This is a genomic window from Arthrobacter alpinus, from assembly GCF_900105965.1.
GTDB lineage: Bacteria > Actinomycetota > Actinomycetes > Actinomycetales > Micrococcaceae > Specibacter > Specibacter alpinus.
Genome location: NZ_FNTV01000001.1, coordinates 1,202,693 through 1,219,165, shown reverse-complemented (window position 1 = coordinate 1,219,165; position 16,473 = coordinate 1,202,693). Strand labels below are relative to the sequence as shown.

The following is a 16,473-nucleotide window of genomic DNA, read 5'->3' as shown; positions in this document are numbered from 1 at the left end:
GACCTCCGGCAGCAGCGCCCTGAATGGAACGGCCCCTGGGAGTCCGTCAGTCGACCGGTGAAACGCGGATGAGATTTCCGTCAGGATCAGCCACGACGAAGGTGCGGCCAAAGACGTCTTCGTGTGGTTCTTCGACCACCGTGACGCCCTTGGCCATCCACTTTGAATAGCAGTCGTCTACGGCAGCTTTGGAACCTGACAGCATGAGTCCGATCTCGCTGGTACGAGGAGTGGTCCCAGTGACGGTGTCGCCGCGGCCGGACCACAAGGCAAAAATCACGCCCGGTGCGACTTCATAGGGGATGTAGCGGGGTGTGACGGCCACGGGCTCCATATCGAACAGGTCACTGTAAAAGCGGGTGGCCCGCTCGACGTCGGTGACGTAAATGAGGAAAAGGTTCGGTGTTGTCATGGCAAGCTCCTGTGTTGGGGTCTTTGGTCATAGCCAGCCTGACACCAATACATGACACCTAATGTCATGTATTCGGCAATAATGATGAAATGAAGTCCCAGCGCCTGCTCTCGATGATGTTGCTGCTCCAGACCCGTCACCAAATGACCGCCGCAGACTTGGCTGACGAGTTGGACGTGTCAGTGCGGACAATCCTGCGGGATGTGACGACCCTGGCGGACGCCGACGTGCCGGTGTTCGCAGAACGTGGCCGCTACGGCGGCGTGGTTCTGCTGCCAGGGTCGCAACTTGACGTATCCAAACTCAGCATGGTTGAGCTCGATGCCTTGAAACTGCTAGGCCTGGACCCTGGTCAAGCACGCCAGCTTGGCGTAGACGCAGCGACTCGCACCGCCCACCGCAAGCTCGCCTCGCGCCGCCCATTGGCTGGCCACTCCTTGGTTCCCTTGTCCGAGTTGGTCAACGTGGACAACATGCCCTGGTTCAGTCCCGAAACACAAGGTGCCAGCGTCGCCGATCTAGGCAAAGACCTGCAATTTGGCCGGCGTTTGCGGATTCTCTATCGGAGCAGCGCCGAGCGGGACGCCTCGTGGCGCACCGTGGACCCTTACGGCCTACTGGCGAAGGCGGGCCGTTGGTACCTCGTGGCAGATATTGACGGGTCACCACGGTTGTATTCACAGGAAAGGGTGCAGAGCTGGGAGGTCCTCGCGGAGGACCGGTGCCTGCGCCAGGGTGAGTCACTGGCCAGCGTAAGCCGTCACCTCAGTGCAACGGTCGAGCACCGCGGTGGTATCACCGTCACTGCGTTGCTGTCGCTCGACAGGGTTGACCTCGCCCGACGGATCCTAGGCTCACGGCTCACCAGCAGCAAACCGCTGGACGCTGGCAGGGTCGAGATCACCATCGCCTACGACCAGGTGGAAGCCGTGCGCCAGTTGCTGCAATTCGGCGCCAACCTTCACGTAACGAGCCCGCCCGAGGCCCAAGCGGTGATGCGGGACGTTGCCACCGCCACGTCAGCACTGTACCAAGGCTAAGCAGGGACACTGACGACCCCAACCGCGTCGCGGATTGACCTTAGTTTCTCGGCTTTATGCCAAAGGTGAATCCCGAAGGGGTTGTCGTTAGCGGTCCGCAAGCCCTGAGGTGTGTCAAGGATGCTGGACAGGTGGTTAGTTTCGTTTTGGCCAGACAGCAGCGGGTAGCTGCTGGTTTTCCGTGGCGAAATCAGTCATTGCCATTGCTGGCCGCCATCGTGCGCAAGTAGTCCTCTCCTTGGGCACGCAGTCCGTCGGCAAGAAGGTTTCCCGGCACGACAGCGTTGATCGTCACGCCGTCGCGCTCGCATTCCAGTGCGGCGCTGCTCATGCATCCCTGTTGACCGGTATTGCTCGCTCCGTAATGCGCCCAGCCGGGGAATCCAATGATGGAGCCGGTGGTCTGGGACGTGATGGCATCCGTCCGCATTTCGTTTCCAGCATGGGCCGCAGGACCGCCTATGCCATAAAGAAGATGCCCTTGAGGCTGACGTATGTCATCCGGACCCATTGCGTTTCGGGCATTTCATCGATCGTGGCTTGTGGGAAGATCCCGGTTTTGGAACACGGCAGGTCGATGTCAGCAACCACCCCTTGGGCACCAGCACCGCACAGGATCTCAGCGATCCCCCGACCGATCCCTGCCGTGGCCCCGTTACGACTTCGACCTAGCCAAGAAGCGAAACATGGCGGAGTCCCATCGTTCGACTGCGCCGTTTGCCGGCAATTCAAGCCACCAACGTATCTTCCATCTCGGTAATCAAGAACGACCACTATTGGTTTATGCGAATCATCAACCCCTTGGATTGGTGGCAAGTTGCAGCCAGGTGTCCACCACGGTGTCCGGATTGAGTGAGATCGAATCGATGCCCTCGGCAACGAGCCACTGGGCGAGGTCGAGGTGGTCGCTGGGGCCCTGCCCGCAGATGCCCACGTACCTGCCCTTGGCCTTGCACGCCTTGATCGCCATGCTCAGGAGCTTCTTGACGGCGGCGTTTCGTTCGTCAAAGCTGGCCGCAACAATCGCCGAGTCCCGGTCCAGGCCGAGGGTGAGTTGGGTCAGGTCATTGGAGCCAATGGAGAAGCCGTCAAAGATTTCCAGGAACTCGTCGGCCAGAAGTGCGTTGGAGGGAATCTCGCACATCATCACCACCTCCAGGCCGTTTTCCCCCCGGCGAAGACCGTTCTGGGCCAACAGGTCGATAACTCCGCGGCCTTCCTCCAGCGTGCGGACGAAGGGGATCATGAGCTTGACGTTGGTCAAACCCATTTCATTGCGCACATGGGCCAGGGCCTGGCACTCCAGGTCAAAGCAGTCGCGAAATATTGGCTCAAGGTAGCGCGAGGCGCCGCGGAAGCCGATCATCGGGTTCTCTTCGTGCGGCTCGTAGGCCGGGCCGCCGATGAGGTTAGCGTATTCGTTGGATTTGAAGTCGGACATCCGAACAATGACCGGGTGCGGCGCGAAGGCCGCCGCGATCGTCGCAACACCTTCGGCCAGGCGTTTGACGTAGTAGTCCAGTGGGCCGTTGTAAGCTGCGATCCGCTCGTGGATGACTGCCGCGACGTCGGCGGGCTGGTCCGCCAGATTCAACAGGGCCTTGGGATGGATCCCGATTTGCCGGTTGATGATGAATTCCAACCGGGCCAACCCAACACCGTGGTTAGGCAACTGGGCGAATGTGAATGCTTGTTCCGGGGTTCCGACGTTCATCATGATTTTGACCGGGGCGTCGGGCAGGCTGTCCAACTCAGTGTTTTCGACCCTGAAATCCAGCAACCCGTCGTAAATGAAACCGGCCTCGCCTTCGGCGCAGGAAACTGTCACTTTGGTCCCGTCGGCGAGTGCCACGGTGGCGTCCCCGGTGCCCACCACTGCCGGGATGCCCAGTTCCCGTGCGATGATCGCAGCGTGGCACGTCCGCCCGCCACGGTTGGTGACGATCGCGGAGGCGCGCTTCATGATCGGTTCCCAGTCAGGATCGGTCATGTCCGCCACCAGAACATCGCCGGTCTCAAAGTCAGCCATCTGGTCGATGGAGGCCAGGACACGGACGGGTCCGGAACCGATCCGCTGGCCGATCGCACGTCCCTCGGCAAGCACGGGGCCGGACTCTTCCAGCCTGTACCGCGACAACGTGCCCACGGACCTGCGGGACTCGACCGTTTCGGGCCGGGCCTGCAGGATGTACAGCTCTCCATCCAGGCCGTCCTTGCCCCACTCGATGTCCATGGGGCGTCCGTAGTGTTGCTCAATGGACACGGCATGGCGCGCCAGTTGCTCGACGTCGTGATCGGTAATGCTGAAGCGGCTTCGCAGCGCGGGATCGGTGGCAACCAATTCAATGGTGCGGCCTACTTCTTCATTGTCCGTGTACACCATGGTCAACGCCTTGTCACCCAGGCCCCGCTTGAGGATGGCCGGGCGGCCGGCGTTCAAAGCCTCCTTGTAAACATAGAACTCGTCCGGGTTCACGGCTCCCTGGACCACGGCCTCGCCCAGGCCATAGGAGGAGGTAATGAAAACTGCGCCCTGGAAACCGGACTCCGTATCCATGGTAAACATGACACCTGATGCACCGGCATCCGAACGGACCATCCGCTGGATCCCTGCCGACAATGCCACCTCCAAGTGGTCAAACTTGTGGTGCACCCGGTAGGCGATGGCGCGGTCGTTGTAGAGGGACGCGAACACGTCCTTGACCGCTGCCAGAATGTTTTCGATGCCCCGAATGTTCAAGAAGGTCTCCTGCTGCCCGGCAAAGGACGCGTCAGGCAGGTCCTCGGCCGTTGCGCTCGAGCGCACAGCCCAGGAAAGCTCAGCCGATCCACCATGTTTTTTCACGAGGGTCTCGTAGGCGGAACGCAGCTGCGCCTCCAGGTCCGTTGGGAAGGGTGTCTCCACAATCGCATGACGGATGGCGGATCCGGCCTCGGCCAGGGCACGGACGTCATCTGTATCCAGATCCGCCAAGATTCCAGCGATCGTCGCCTCAACACCGGTCTCACGCAGGAAGCGCCGGTAGGCATCGGCGGTCGTGGCAAATCCGTCCGGAACTTTCACCCCGGCGCTTGTCAGGTTCCCCACCATTTCACCGAGGGAAGCGTTTTTGCCGCCCACCCGGTCCAGGTCCTTGATGCCAAGTTCTGAAAACCATAGGATGTCTGTCGTCATTGTCAGTGCTCCTTGCAGTCAAATCGCGGCTGGTAGGCCCGCGTCACTACATCCTCTCAGGGCGCCGGTGCCGTGGCCATGGATTTTCTCAGATTTCGAGGTCCCGCACCTGCTGGGACATTCGGGACCGGTGGTGCGCAAGTACTAGTGCCGCAATCCCATCCGTTCTAGAATCACCGCTGAAATCTCCTCGACGGACATGCTCGCGGAATTCAGGTAGGGGATGTCGTGTGTGGCGTATAGCCGTTCCGCGCTGCGCAGTTCTATGCCGCACTGCCGCAGCGAGGCATAGTCCGATCCGGGGCGGCGCTCGGTCCGCACCTGGCTCAAACGCATGGGGTTGGATGTCAGGCCGAAGCACTTGGCTGCAAATGCGCGTATGGGGGCCGGCATCATGTCGCCCGGAAAGTCCTCGTCCACCAGCGGGAAATTGGCTGCGTAAACACCATGCTGGAGCGCCAGGTACATGGTGGTGGGAGTCTTTCCACACCGCGACGGCGCAATCAGTATCACCTCCGCCTTTTCCAGCGCGCGCAGGCTCTGGCCGTCATCGTGCTCCATGGCGTACTCAACCGCCAACATCCGTGATTGGTATCGCAAAGCGTTCCCCAGGCCATGGGCCTGCCCGGGCTGATGGCTGGCCTTGGTGCTGAGCGCCTCCTCCAACATCTGCACGTGGGGGCCAATCAGATCCACCAGCACGCCGTTGCACGTGGCCAACTCGTTGCGGATCTCCTCATTGACGGCGGTGGAAAAAACCAGGGGACGTTCCTCGCGCAACGCCACCTGATCAATCTCCCGGACGACCGACCGGGCCTTGGCGATGGTTGATATGAACGGCACGGTCGTCCGGTAAAACTTCCGCTGGGGAAACTGTGTCAGCAGGGTGCTGCCCAGTGTTTCCGCAGTGATGCCCGTCCCGTCGGACAGAAAGTACACGTGACGAGGTGAATCATCCATGGCTACGCTCCTCAGCGAAAACTTGTGGTCACATCCTAACCTCCTGCAGACGCGGACCCGCCAAGACTGCGTCATCTGTCTGCGCCCATCGGCCGGCAGGCGCCACCGTATTGCGCGAGCGAGTGGGCTGGTCCCGGGCCGCGTAATTGTTCCGTGCCCTATTCGCGGAAATTTTGTTGCCGTTTTGGTTGACGTGCGGCCCAGTAACGAACCGATTTCACGAACATCGCATGAGTCGGCACTCACGAAGGGATGTGACGGCTCGTGGCTGAACGCGGTCGCGCAAGACTGCCACCCCGAACGGTGAAACTGAGTGTTCCGGAACTGGATTGGCTTCAACAGGCCCAAATTCCGTCAACAGACCAGCCCCCGGTCACGTCGTTAGCCCTCCGGCGCACCATGAACAAGGTGAAGGGGAGAATACCCCGAAGCAGTCACCAGAGAGCCGCCACAGACCACCAGCTAAACCGTCACCTGCGAATCGAACGCTGCACAATAGGACCCCTGTGGAGAAACCCTGTCAACAGCTTGTCAACGCTTGAACCAGACATTTACCCTTGCGAGCACTTGGAAGCCCCGATATTCTGCGGATTTCCGGACCAGTTCGGAGGGAAACGTGTTGATGTTGCCACCACACCATGTGGGCCCGCATGTTCTCGACCGCTTTCGCCATCGGAGATGCGATTGTCACCCTTCAGTGACTCAATGGTTTGATGAAGGGGCGATGCCATGACATTTGAGGGCAACATCGACACACCCGCGGCGGCCAGAGCATTCATCCGCGCCCAGCGGATGCAACATGGTGGACGCACCAGGTGTTGGCCGACGAGGCCGGCGTCTCAAGGAAATTCCTTATGGATCTCGAGTCGGGCCATGCTCGTGCCGAAGTCGGCAAGACCATGGCCGTTCTAACAGCCCTAGGTCCATCCCTCTCCATCGCCCCCCATCCGCCGAGGCAGCGAGCACGACCTGGAACGGCTGGACTACGCCGGACGCAGCTTCGGCCAAGCCACCCGGCATGGTCCAGACGCATCCGGTCACGGAACTAGGCATTGATGCTTGCCAACTCCTACAGGATCGTGCGCTGACCCATGAAACGACTCACGGAATCTGAAACACCGCAGGAGCACGCCGCCATGAACTCGCCAACAGACTGTACGCACGTGGCATCCATGGCGACATCGAACTTGTCGGCGACGCCGCACCCATCGTGCAAGGCATGGGCAACCGTCCCACCGCGAGCATCGACGCCGCCTACGCTGAGATGGCCTCCGACGCCGTCCACCTCGCCTTCACTAACTATGGAAAATACTCCATCCCACTCGCGGCCACCCGCGACAACTATCTCATCGTCGTCGATAACGCCCTCTACGCCGCAGCAACAACCCTGGAGCACGAAGCTATCCACTTTTTGACTGTTCACTATTTTTTGTATACAGCATTCTGTGTAGCATTGAGGCATGGAAACTGTAACGCATTCGGCGGTTCTGGGTAGATTTGGGCATGCACTATCGGACCCTAAAAGGGCGCGAATCCTCTTGACGCTAAGGGACGCCCCGGCTTATCCGTCAGACCTGGCTGATGCGTTGGGTATTAGTCGGCAAAGCCTCTCCAACAATCTGGCGTGCCTTCGCGGTTGCGGCTTGGTGGTGGCCGTACCGGAAGGGCGGCGCACACGGTACGAGCTGGCAGACGCCAAGATCGGCCACGCGATCGCCGATCTCCTTAGTGTGGTCCTTGCCATAGATCCGGAATACTGCGCAGCCGCAGCGACGGAAGAGTGCTGCTGATGGCAACTATCAATCTTCTTGAAAATGCGCTTCCCACGGCTGAGCGTCGACGCGTTCTGAACCGTCGTATTCGCTACTTTGTTGGTGCCACAATTGCCTACAACGTCATTGAGGCCATCATTGCCCTCGGGGCTGGCATGGGCGCTTCCTCCAGCGCTCTCATCGGCTTCGGCCTGGACTCTGTAGTGGAAGTTTCCTCGGCTGCCGCACTGGCATGGCAATTCAGCGCCCGCGATCCCGAAACCCGCGAGAAAAAGGCCCTGCGCATTATCGCGTTTTCCTTCTTCGCCTTGGCAGCGTTCGTTACCGCCGATGCGCTCGGTTCATTGATTACGGGACGGGAAGCAGATCATTCCAGCGTGGGCATCATCCTCGCAGCCGTCAGCCTGGCGATCATGCCCGTGCTTTCCTGGGCACAACGCCGGGCCGGGCGAGAACTTGGCTCCCTCTCTGCCGTAGCCGATTCAAAGCAGACCCTTCTATGCACCTACCTATCGGCCGTTCTCCTGGTTGGCTTGCTGCTCAACAGCGTGCTGGGATGGTCCTGGGCCGATCCCATTGCCGCGCTCGTGATTGCTGGCATTGCGGTAAAGGAAGGGCTCAACGCATGGCGAGGCGACACCTGCTGCACGCCCCTGCAACCGAGCACGGGCACAGCCACGGACAGGGACAGGGCCGACTGTTGCGAGCCAACTCCCGCAAGTAAGGTGGTGGGCACAGAAGGCTTCGATTGTGCCTGCTGCCAACCAATTACCGAGCAGTCATAGGCGGCCGACGCAGCAGTGCCAGGAACTTCGCGAGAGAACTGCAAGCCTTCAGAGGCCCTAGGTGCTCGGAAGATTTGATGGGAAATATGGCGCTTCAAAAGCGGATGATTCCCTTCTCGGTTCGCCCTTGATTGACCCGTTTGCGAGGTATTCCCTAATTGCTGGATCGCGATTCGTGCGGATCAAAACCAAAGTGCAAACAACCCTGTTTAGCTGGCGATCAACTCCTCGATTGAGCCTGCGACGATTGGCGCTCCCTGACAAAGCAGGGACAGGGAAAGTGCCTGCCAAAGCCGCAAATGCGGCTTCTGTACGGGCCCGACCAGGATCCGGCACCGGGCAGTATTGTCCACGCCGATCACGGCGTCCAATTCACGTCATGGGCTTTCACCAAGAAGATCCGTTCGGCACCAATGATGCCGTCATTCGGTAAAGTCGGGGACGGCGACGAGAATGCCATTGACAAGAATCATTCCGGTCGGCCATGCAGATCGTGCTCCTGAACCGGAAGAAGTGGCTGACCGGAACCGATCTGGCCAACGCAATATTTGAGTACGTCGAGATCTTCTACAATCGCCGGTGCCGCCATTCCGGATTGGACTATCGCACCCCGATCGAACACGAGCCACACTCCAAGAAACCAAAACCATCGGCCTGACATTCACTCCGACATGGGTAACCAAACCTTGGGGCAGGTCAAGGAGACAAGCAAATCCCAGGCAGCCCAATCCTCCTTCCAGCTACAGGCCGGTTCCAGCTGGCACGAGTAGAAGACAAGGTCCGTGGCTGCGGAGGGCGATGAAGGGACGAAAGGCACTGTCGATCCTCACGCGTGGCTGCCACGATGAAGTTACCAGCCAGGCTTGACCCATTGACGCGTCTCATTCGAGCCACACAGCCGGACTGGCCCGAAAGGTGGAGCCCGATGACTCAAATAGCAAAATTGGGGATTTTTTGTGGAGCCGTAGAGCGCCCGTGGTGCCAGGCGTGCGGAACTGGCCATTTTCTGCTCATAGAGTCAGTTGCTCCGTGCTTATGTGGCCATGCTGGGGCGGTGGGTCTAAGCTACTCGTGCCTGGAATGTGACGGTTTTTCTGCTCACTGCGTCAAAGTCAGCGACGTGGGGGATGCGCTGGCGCACATGGTGGCAGCAATGAGGCGGTGAAGACGCGTAGACGTTGATGCCCGAAGCAACGACCATGCCGCCTGGATCAGAAGATTCATCCGTGACATGGGATTGTGGCTCCGGTTCTCATCGCCCCATTCGCGCCACAACGCATCAATGGCGCAGTCATGTCCATGGCATCTACCGGTGCCTCCATACCATCAGCATCCCTGACGGTGCCGCCAGAGCCAATGTCACACGTGACCTTAGCCTCTAGTGACGCCTCAGGGGAAGCCACATAGTGGTAGAGGGTGAAAGAGGAGTGATTGCATGATGAGCAATTCGGCTGTCGACAAAACGAATCAACATTCGGGCAACGCGCAACGCGGAGTCGCCGGATTTGTGGTGGCCTTGGTAGTCGGCACGCTGCTGGCGTTGTTTGGTGCCAGCGGGATCATCGGCGGCGTCGCTTCGGCAGTCGTGGGTTCCCAGCAGGGATCGGAGGGCTATTTCAGTTCCGGGATGCGTCAATTCTCCACCACTTCCCATGCTCTCTCCTCTCCCCCGGCCCAGCTTGGGGTCGAGTCGATTCCCTTGGACCTTGGCAGCATCCGGATTAGTGCCGCATCAACTGCCCCCGGGGGCCAGGTGTTCATTGGCATTGGCCCCAAGGCGGAGGTGGACAACTATCTCAACGGTGTGCATACAACAGTCATCACCGGCGTCGAAACCCAGCCGTTCCGGGTGAGCTACAGCGATGTGCCCGGTCAGGCAGAACCCGAGCTGCCCGGGAAGCAGAGTTTTTGGGCTGTGCAAGCGTCCGGGGCAGGCACACAGGACGTCATGATGGACCTGCGCAGCGGTGACTGGATCCTGGTGATCATGAACGCCGATGCCAACCCGGGAGTCACTGTCAGCATGGCGGCCGGGTTCCACTCCGAGCTGTTTGGAGCGATCACACCTGCATTGTTGATTGGCGGTGCGATCGCCTTGATCATCGGGGCCGGGTTGATCGTCTTGGGTGCCGTAGGCCTGGGCAGACGGGCTCCTTCGTCTCGGCGGCCAGCGCCTGGCAATCAGGCACCAGGCGACGGCGGATCCCCTGCCCAGCTTGCCTACGCGAAAGGCTATCCAGCGAGACTTACTGGGCAGCTTGACTCGCAGCTGTCTCGAGGGCTGTGGTTGGTCAAATGGCTTCTGGCTTTGCCGCACATGTTTGTCTTGTTTTTCCTGTGGTGCGCCGTGGTCATCACCACAATCTGTGCCGCCTTCGCCATCCTGTTCACCGGCCGCTACCCGCGAGCACTGTTCAACTTCAATGTCGGAGTCCTGAGATGGAACTGGCGGGTGACGTTCTACGCCTACTCGGCGTTGGCCACCGACAAGTACCCACCATTCACCCTTGCCGCCAGCGAGTATCCCGCCGACTTCGAAGTTGACTACCCCCGTCAACTATCCCGTGGACTTGTACTGGTCAAGTCGTGGCTCTTGGCGCTCCCCCACCTACTGGTTGTAGCCATATTCACCAGCGCAGGGTGGTCCATGTGGGGCCAGGGCGGTCACTGGCAATCCGACTACGGCCGTACGGTCGGGTTCTCCCTACTGGGCATTCTGGTGCTCATCGCCGCCGTCGGACTCTTGTTCACGGGGCGATACCAACGACCGCTCTTTGATCTCATCATGGGCATCAACCGGTGGATCTACCGCGTCGCCAGCTATGCCCTCCTGCTGCGGGATGAGTACCCGCCGTTCCGCTTGGATCAGGGCCCTGATGAGCCGGCCGGGGCGGACCACCATTGATGATTGCATCCATGGGCAACCATTTTGAGCGGTACGCCGAGGTAGCGGAAATCTTGGCGCGGCATGGTTTCGGTTCCCTCCTGGCGAAGTTGGGTCTTGGCCGGATCCACCTGGGCTCAGGACCGTGGCTACCTGATGATCTCTCCAACCCCGAACGGCTCAGGCACGCACTGGAGGAACTGGGACCAACCTTCATAAAACTCGGACAGGTGCTTTCCACAAGGCCCGATATCCTTCCACCGGACTACCTCGGCGCACTGTCCAAACTTCAAAGCGGGGCGCCGGAAGTTCCTGCGGAGGTCATCACCTCACTCATCGAGCAGGAGTTGGGTGGAACTGCCAAGGAACTGTTCCAAACCTTTAGTGCGACTCCACTGGCCAGCGCCTCGATTGGCCAGGCCCATGCAGCAACACTGCATGACGGCACCGCCGTCGTTGTCAAGGTCAGGCGGCCGGGGGTTGTTGCCCAGGTTCAGGAAGACCTGGAGATCCTTCAAAACCTGGCCCACCAGGCCAACCGGAACTGGACGGCGGTGGCGGACTACAACCTTGAGGCCATTGCCGCCGAGTTCGCCACAACGCTTCGGGCCGAACTTGACTACCTGCAAGAGGGACGCAACGCGGAACGATTTGCAAGAAACTTTGCTAACGACCCCAGCATCCACATTCCCAGAATCTTCTGGTCCACCACCACCTCCCGAGTGCTGACTATCGAAAGAATCTTTGGCCTGAAAATCGACGACGTCGAGGTTCTTGCCATGTCAGACCTCGAGCGAACCCGCCTGGCAGATCTGGCAGCCAAGGCTGCAGTCAAGATGATCTTTGAGGACGGCTTCTTTCATGCCGACCCCCACCCCGGAAATCTCTTTGTGGAATCGGCTTCACGCATAGCGTTGATCGATTTCGGAATGGTGGGCGAAATCGACAACGAGCTCCAGGGTCACTTGGGGAAACTATTGCTGGCATTCAGCGTTGACGACCCCGACCGCATAGCCAGGGCACTGCTGGAACTCTCGATCAACCGACCCACCACAGATCGTGGCCGGTTGCAGCAAGATATTCTGCGCTTCATGCGTCTCTATCAAGGACGCCCGTTGGGCCAAATCGAAATCTCGCCCCTGGTCACCCAGATGCTGGCTCTTCTGCGCAATCACCATCTTCAGCGGCCCAGTGAAATAGCCATGCTGACTAAAATGATCTTCATGACAGAAGGACTGGGTGCACGGCTCAATCCGAGCTTCAATCTCGGCACAGTGGTTAAGCCCTATGCCAGAAGATTGGCCTTGGCCAGGGCAACTCCACTGGCTCTGTTTCACAACCTCTCCCAATGGGGTTTGGATGCCACAGACCTTGGCGCTGATCTGCCCGAAAAGCTGCGAAAGCTACTTGACCTACTGGATGACGGCGTCGAAGTTCATTTGCGCTCAGAGGAATTGTCGCCTCTGGTGACCCGCGCTGAACGCATCGGAAATCGCCTCGTTGCAGGGATGATAGTTGCAGCATTTGTCCGAGGAATTGGGGAGCTAACTGCAGCCGACCAGGATCGCTTGATGGCATGGCGAAACCCCTTGGTTGCTGGCGGTGTTGGCGTGGTCACGGCGTTGGGCGGCTACTTGGCGTGGACCGCACGGCGCAGTGGCGGTGGCAAGCGCTAGTACAGCCAAGGTCTGGGCCTCTGTGCTCTGTTTTGCAGACTTCTTGGGTCCTGTCATCGAACACAGGACCAAGAATTCCAGTCCCTTCCCGGTTGGCCACAATTCTATTGCTCAAAGGGACTGGTCTCGGTGATTATTGGCCCGGTGCTGATGGTTCTGGCTCCGCCAGTCAGGCTGGGGCCCGTCGGGAGGAACGGAAAACCACAAAATTCCCCGATGGACCTGGCTTCGGAGGTGCCAGAGTTGTCCCCACACAGCGGGTCTTTGGCCTCTATTGGCGTGGCCTCCGCCAGCATAGTCTCAGACCATGACGAACAAACCAGCAAATGCACCTGTCGAAGAACTAGATGCCCATGAATGCTGGGCTTTTCTTCGTGGCGTTTCCGTTGGACGACTAGCGGTCTGGGTCACCGACCATCCCGACATCTTCCCTATAAACTACGCGGTGGACCACGGAACGCTGGTGTTCCGCACGGGTCTCGGGACCAAGCTGGAGGCGGCCCTCGGCGAAACCCCCGTGGCGTTTGAAGCCGACGGAGTTGATCCGGGCAGCGGTGTCGCCTGGAGCGTTGTGGCCAAAGGCAATGCAGTACGCGTCGACTCAATTGACGAGGTCGTGGACAGTTTTTCGATCATGCTCTTCCCCTGGCAATCCGGACACAAGGACACGTTTATCCGTATAGCGCCAACGTCGCTCACGGGCAGAAGATTCACGGTGGCCGATCCAGCGGAATGGTGGACTGCCCACGCCACGGCCCCACATGCTGCCCCGGAATGACAGTTCCCCTCCTCAGGCCTGCGACCCATCGATGGAGGTCCGCTGCGCCAGCCTCGCGAACCTGAGGCCATGATGCTTCTGGTCATGGGCCTGCAAGTCAGCGCTCAACTCGTGGATCCGAAAGTGACCACGACTTTCATTCGCACCCATCTCATGATCACTGACCCTCTTGCGGTGGGGCGACTGGCGGTCATTTTGCTGGGCGTGGGTCGGGGCCCTGAGCCAGGAAATGGTGGATCCGGCCACTATTTTCAACGCATTGCGCCTACTCAGATGGGGCGAGGGTTCGTCCGCCCACGGGCACCCTCGAGCGCAGCACCGTACCTCACGTCGCTCGTTCTTGAAATGACGCGAGCCCCCTGAGGACTTTGTACCCTTGTTGGTCGAAAGTGAGTAAGACAGACTGTCAGTGTTGATGCAACAGGATCATGCATTGCCGATCAATAAGCAGGACGATTCCCCAAGCGGGAACCACAGCCATGAAGGGAAACGAAGACAATGAATGGGCTAGTTGCCTCCGACCCGCAAAAGACCGCCACGGCACCGATCACCGTTTTTATCCTCGACGATCACGAACTTGTTAGGCGGGGACTCAAGGAACTGCTCGAAGGTGAGGGCTTCAAAGTTATTGGGTCTACCGGCTCCGCACTGGAAGCAACCAGACGCATCCCGGCCCTGCATCCTGACGTTTCGGTATTGGATGCCCGGCTGCCCGATGGCACGGGCATAGAGGTCTGCCGCGATGTCCGGTCGTTGGATCCAACCCTGCAATGCTTGATTCTCACCAGCTACGACGATGAGCAGGCGCTGCGTGGCGCTGTACTAGCCGGCGCCGCCGGCTATGTGCTGAAGGAAATTGACGGCACGGATTTACTTTCATCCCTGCGTCGCACCGCCAAGGGTGAAACACTTTTCAACCCCGACGTCTTGGCTAAAATTGTTCAGGGGCTTGCAGAGCCTGAACGGACGGATCCAAGGATCTCCGCCTTGACCCAGCAGGAAGGGCGCGTCCTAAAACTCATTGGACGAGGATTGACCAATCGAGAGATTGGTAGTGAAATGTTTCTTGCCGAGAAGACTGTCAAGAACTACGTGTCCTCACTGCTGGCAAAACTGGGCTTTGAGCGGCGGACGCAGGCTGCCATTTTCATTACAGATACACGATGGAAGGCCCCTGACTTCCGTCAATGAGCATCTGCGGCGGGCACACTCCAGGTCAATCGGGTTCCAGAATTTTCGCCGCTCTCTAGGTCAAAGGTTCCGTGTAGAATCTCGGCGCGCTGTTCCATGTTGAGCAGCCCGCTTCGGTGATCGAGATCGCCCACCCCAATCCCGTCGTCGTCAATAATGACGCTCACGAGCTCGGACGTGACGTCAACGGAAACCTCGATTGCCCCGGCGTCAGAATGCCGCACCGCATTGCTCAACCCTTCGGACAGCACCGCTAACAGATGCTTGGCCGTTTCCTCGGAAACCGCGGAGTCTATGGGCCCTGCCAGATTCAACCGGGGAGCGAAAGCGAGCGTTTTCGCCGCATTGCGAACTGTCCTCAGTATCAAGTCGCTCAGCAGCTCAGTTTCACCTGAGCTGACCCGCAACGAATAAATCGTATTGCGCAAGTCCCGAATGGTTTCGTCAAGTTCTGTCGTAACAGCCCTAATTCTCTGGGACGCCGTCTTGTCCGTAATAAACCGCTGCAAACTCTGAATGCTCAGGCCTGCGGCGAAAAGGCGCTGAATGACCACATCGTGCAAGTCCTTTGCAATACGGTCCCGATCCGTGAAAACCATGATCTGCTCACGGAGTCTGTGCGTTCTGGCTAGTTCCAAGGCCAAGGCCACGTGGGATCCGAACACGGCGCTCATCTCCACCACAATCTTGGAATAGCTCCCGGATCCTTGGCTGCGTGCCAGGATCAACAAGCCTTGGTTCGGGCCTTGGGGTCCCAACGCAATAACGATGATCGGTCCAAAGGAAATCCCGTCTTCAGTGCCGAGCAGATCAGTGGCGTCCTCGAAGACAGTCGGTACACCGGTTCTCAAAACCTCCGCGATCTCAGGGGAGTCCAAAGCCAAGGAACGGCCGGCCAAGAGAGGCGCCCGTTCACCCGCAGCCGCTGCCACATACAGTTCAGGACCACGATCAGAGGAAACTCCGATCATGGTCAGGGAAGAGTCTGATTCTGCCAACGCAGTGGCTGCAATCATGTCCAGACTGCTTTCAGTGATGTTGCGCTCATCATCCATCATCTTGCCTGTGACATCCATGCACGCTTCCAGCCAACGGGAACGGCGCCTGGCGTCTTCAAACAAGCGAGCATTTTCAATGGCAACCCCCGCAGCAGCCGCCAAGGCCACAGCCAACTCTTCATCCTCGGCCGTGAAGTCTTCACCGCCTGCCTTTTCAGTCAGATACAGGTTCCCAAACACCTTTCCTCTCACTCGCACTGGAACACCCAGAAAGGACACCATGGGCGGGTGGTGTTCCGGGAAACCATAAGAGGCGGGGTGATCGTGCAAATCATGCAGCCGCAACGGGTGCGGGTCACTGGTCAGCAGTCCTAGGACACCGTGTCCGGTGGGTAAGGGACCTATTTCGGTCTTGAGTTCCTGATCTATGCCAACGGTAATGAAATGACTCAACGACTGATTTTCACTGATGACTCCCAACGCTGCGTAGCGGGCGTCCAGGAGCGTGCAGGCTGATTTGACCACCCTCTCCAGTACCGCATCGAGGCTGAGATCCTCTGCCACAGAAACCACGGCTGCCAGCAAGCCGCGCATCCTTTCTTGTGTGGAGAGCAGTTCGCCCGCTCGGTCCACAAACTCCCGCAGTAAGTCCTCAATCCGAGTCCCCGCAGCGGCGGGCAACAACGGAACCGCTTTGTCCGCATCAGAATCCTGCACCAGATCCACCTTCGATCGACCATCGGCCGTTGTGTCAAAAGCCTCAAGATCCCGGCCATTACTCACAGGCTACCCCCGTTGCCAA

14 protein-coding genes and 1 pseudogene are annotated in these 16,473 nt (G+C 59.2%); 8 read left to right on the top strand and 7 right to left on the bottom strand.

The features are described 5' to 3' along the window. Positions 1-46: 46 nt before the first annotated feature. Positions 47-412, bottom strand: a complete 366-nt coding sequence (locus BLV41_RS05780) for a VOC family protein (protein WP_074710959.1) — start codon at positions 410-412, stop codon at positions 47-49. Positions 413-501: 89 nt separating this feature from the next. On the opposite strand from BLV41_RS05780, the gene BLV41_RS05775 reads away from it, so the two are divergent. Beyond that, the gene (locus BLV41_RS05775) at positions 502-1,452 is read left to right on the top strand and encodes a helix-turn-helix transcriptional regulator (RefSeq protein WP_074710958.1); all 951 of its coding nucleotides are present in this window, start codon (positions 502-504) and stop codon (positions 1,450-1,452) included. A 190-nt stretch (positions 1,453-1,642) separates the two neighbouring features. Here the strand turns inward: BLV41_RS05775 and BLV41_RS05770 are convergent, their stop codons facing one another. From BLV41_RS05770 to BLV41_RS05755, 4 genes are all read right to left on the bottom strand, one after another. Then, on the bottom strand, positions 1,643-1,882 hold the full coding sequence (locus BLV41_RS05770) for an SDR family NAD(P)-dependent oxidoreductase (protein WP_074710957.1): 240 nt from the start codon (positions 1,880-1,882) through the stop codon (positions 1,643-1,645). A 363-nt stretch (positions 1,883-2,245) separates the two neighbouring features. Further along, positions 2,246-4,627, bottom strand: a complete 2,382-nt coding sequence (gene ppsA / locus BLV41_RS05765) for a phosphoenolpyruvate synthase (RefSeq protein WP_074710956.1) — start codon at positions 4,625-4,627, stop codon at positions 2,246-2,248. Positions 4,628-4,771: 144 nt separating this feature from the next. Continuing rightward, positions 4,772-5,587, bottom strand: coding sequence for a pyruvate, water dikinase regulatory protein (locus BLV41_RS05760; protein WP_074710955.1), 816 nt, complete (start codon positions 5,585-5,587; stop codon positions 4,772-4,774). A 1,069-nt stretch (positions 5,588-6,656) separates the two neighbouring features. Next, positions 6,657-6,995, bottom strand: coding sequence for a hypothetical protein (locus BLV41_RS05755; protein WP_139244227.1), 339 nt, complete (start codon positions 6,993-6,995; stop codon positions 6,657-6,659). 52 nt (positions 6,996-7,047) lie between these two features. Here BLV41_RS05755 and BLV41_RS05750 point away from each other — a divergent pair, with 52 nt between their 5' ends. Beyond that, complete coding sequence (locus tag BLV41_RS05750) at positions 7,048-7,377, top strand: ArsR/SmtB family transcription factor (RefSeq protein WP_074710953.1); 330 nt, start codon at positions 7,048-7,050, stop codon at positions 7,375-7,377. After that, on the top strand, positions 7,377-8,144 hold the full coding sequence (locus BLV41_RS05745; protein ID WP_074713128.1) for a cation efflux transmembrane domain-containing protein: 768 nt from the start codon (positions 7,377-7,379) through the stop codon (positions 8,142-8,144). The genes BLV41_RS05750 and BLV41_RS05745 overlap by 1 nt, the downstream gene beginning before the upstream one ends. Positions 8,145-8,201: 57 nt before the next feature. Here the strand turns inward: BLV41_RS05745 and BLV41_RS23010 are convergent, their stop codons facing one another. Next, complete coding sequence (locus tag BLV41_RS23010) at positions 8,202-8,480, bottom strand: transposase (RefSeq protein WP_074710952.1); 279 nt, start codon at positions 8,478-8,480, stop codon at positions 8,202-8,204. On the opposite strand from BLV41_RS23010, the pseudogene BLV41_RS22415 reads away from it, so the two are divergent. The 5 genes and pseudogenes from BLV41_RS22415 to BLV41_RS05715 form a co-directional block, all read left to right on the top strand. Next, a pseudogene (locus BLV41_RS22415) lies at positions 8,468-8,802 on the top strand (integrase core domain-containing protein); the annotation flags it as partial. The gene BLV41_RS23010 and the pseudogene BLV41_RS22415 overlap by 13 nt on opposite strands. A 777-nt stretch (positions 8,803-9,579) precedes the next feature. Further along, a complete protein-coding gene (locus BLV41_RS05735; protein ID WP_244516746.1) occupies positions 9,580-11,049 on the top strand; it encodes a DUF4389 domain-containing protein in 1,470 nt (489 codons plus the stop codon). A gap of 11 nt (positions 11,050-11,060) precedes the next feature. Then, the gene (locus BLV41_RS05730) at positions 11,061-12,704 is read left to right on the top strand and encodes an ABC1 kinase family protein (RefSeq protein WP_074713126.1); all 1,644 of its coding nucleotides are present in this window, start codon (positions 11,061-11,063) and stop codon (positions 12,702-12,704) included. A gap of 307 nt (positions 12,705-13,011) precedes the next feature. Beyond that, positions 13,012-13,482, top strand: coding sequence for a pyridoxamine 5'-phosphate oxidase family protein (locus BLV41_RS05725; protein WP_074710951.1), 471 nt, complete (start codon positions 13,012-13,014; stop codon positions 13,480-13,482). A 498-nt stretch (positions 13,483-13,980) separates the two neighbouring features. Further along, positions 13,981-14,673: a response regulator gene (locus BLV41_RS05715; protein ID WP_044573219.1), complete on the top strand. Its 693-nt coding sequence runs from the start codon at positions 13,981-13,983 to the stop codon at positions 14,671-14,673. Here BLV41_RS05715 and BLV41_RS05710 read toward each other — a convergent pair. Next, positions 14,667-16,454, bottom strand: coding sequence for a GAF domain-containing sensor histidine kinase (locus BLV41_RS05710; RefSeq protein ID WP_342028177.1), 1,788 nt, complete (start codon positions 16,452-16,454; stop codon positions 14,667-14,669). The genes BLV41_RS05715 and BLV41_RS05710 overlap by 7 nt on opposite strands. Positions 16,455-16,473: the final 19 nt, after the last annotated feature.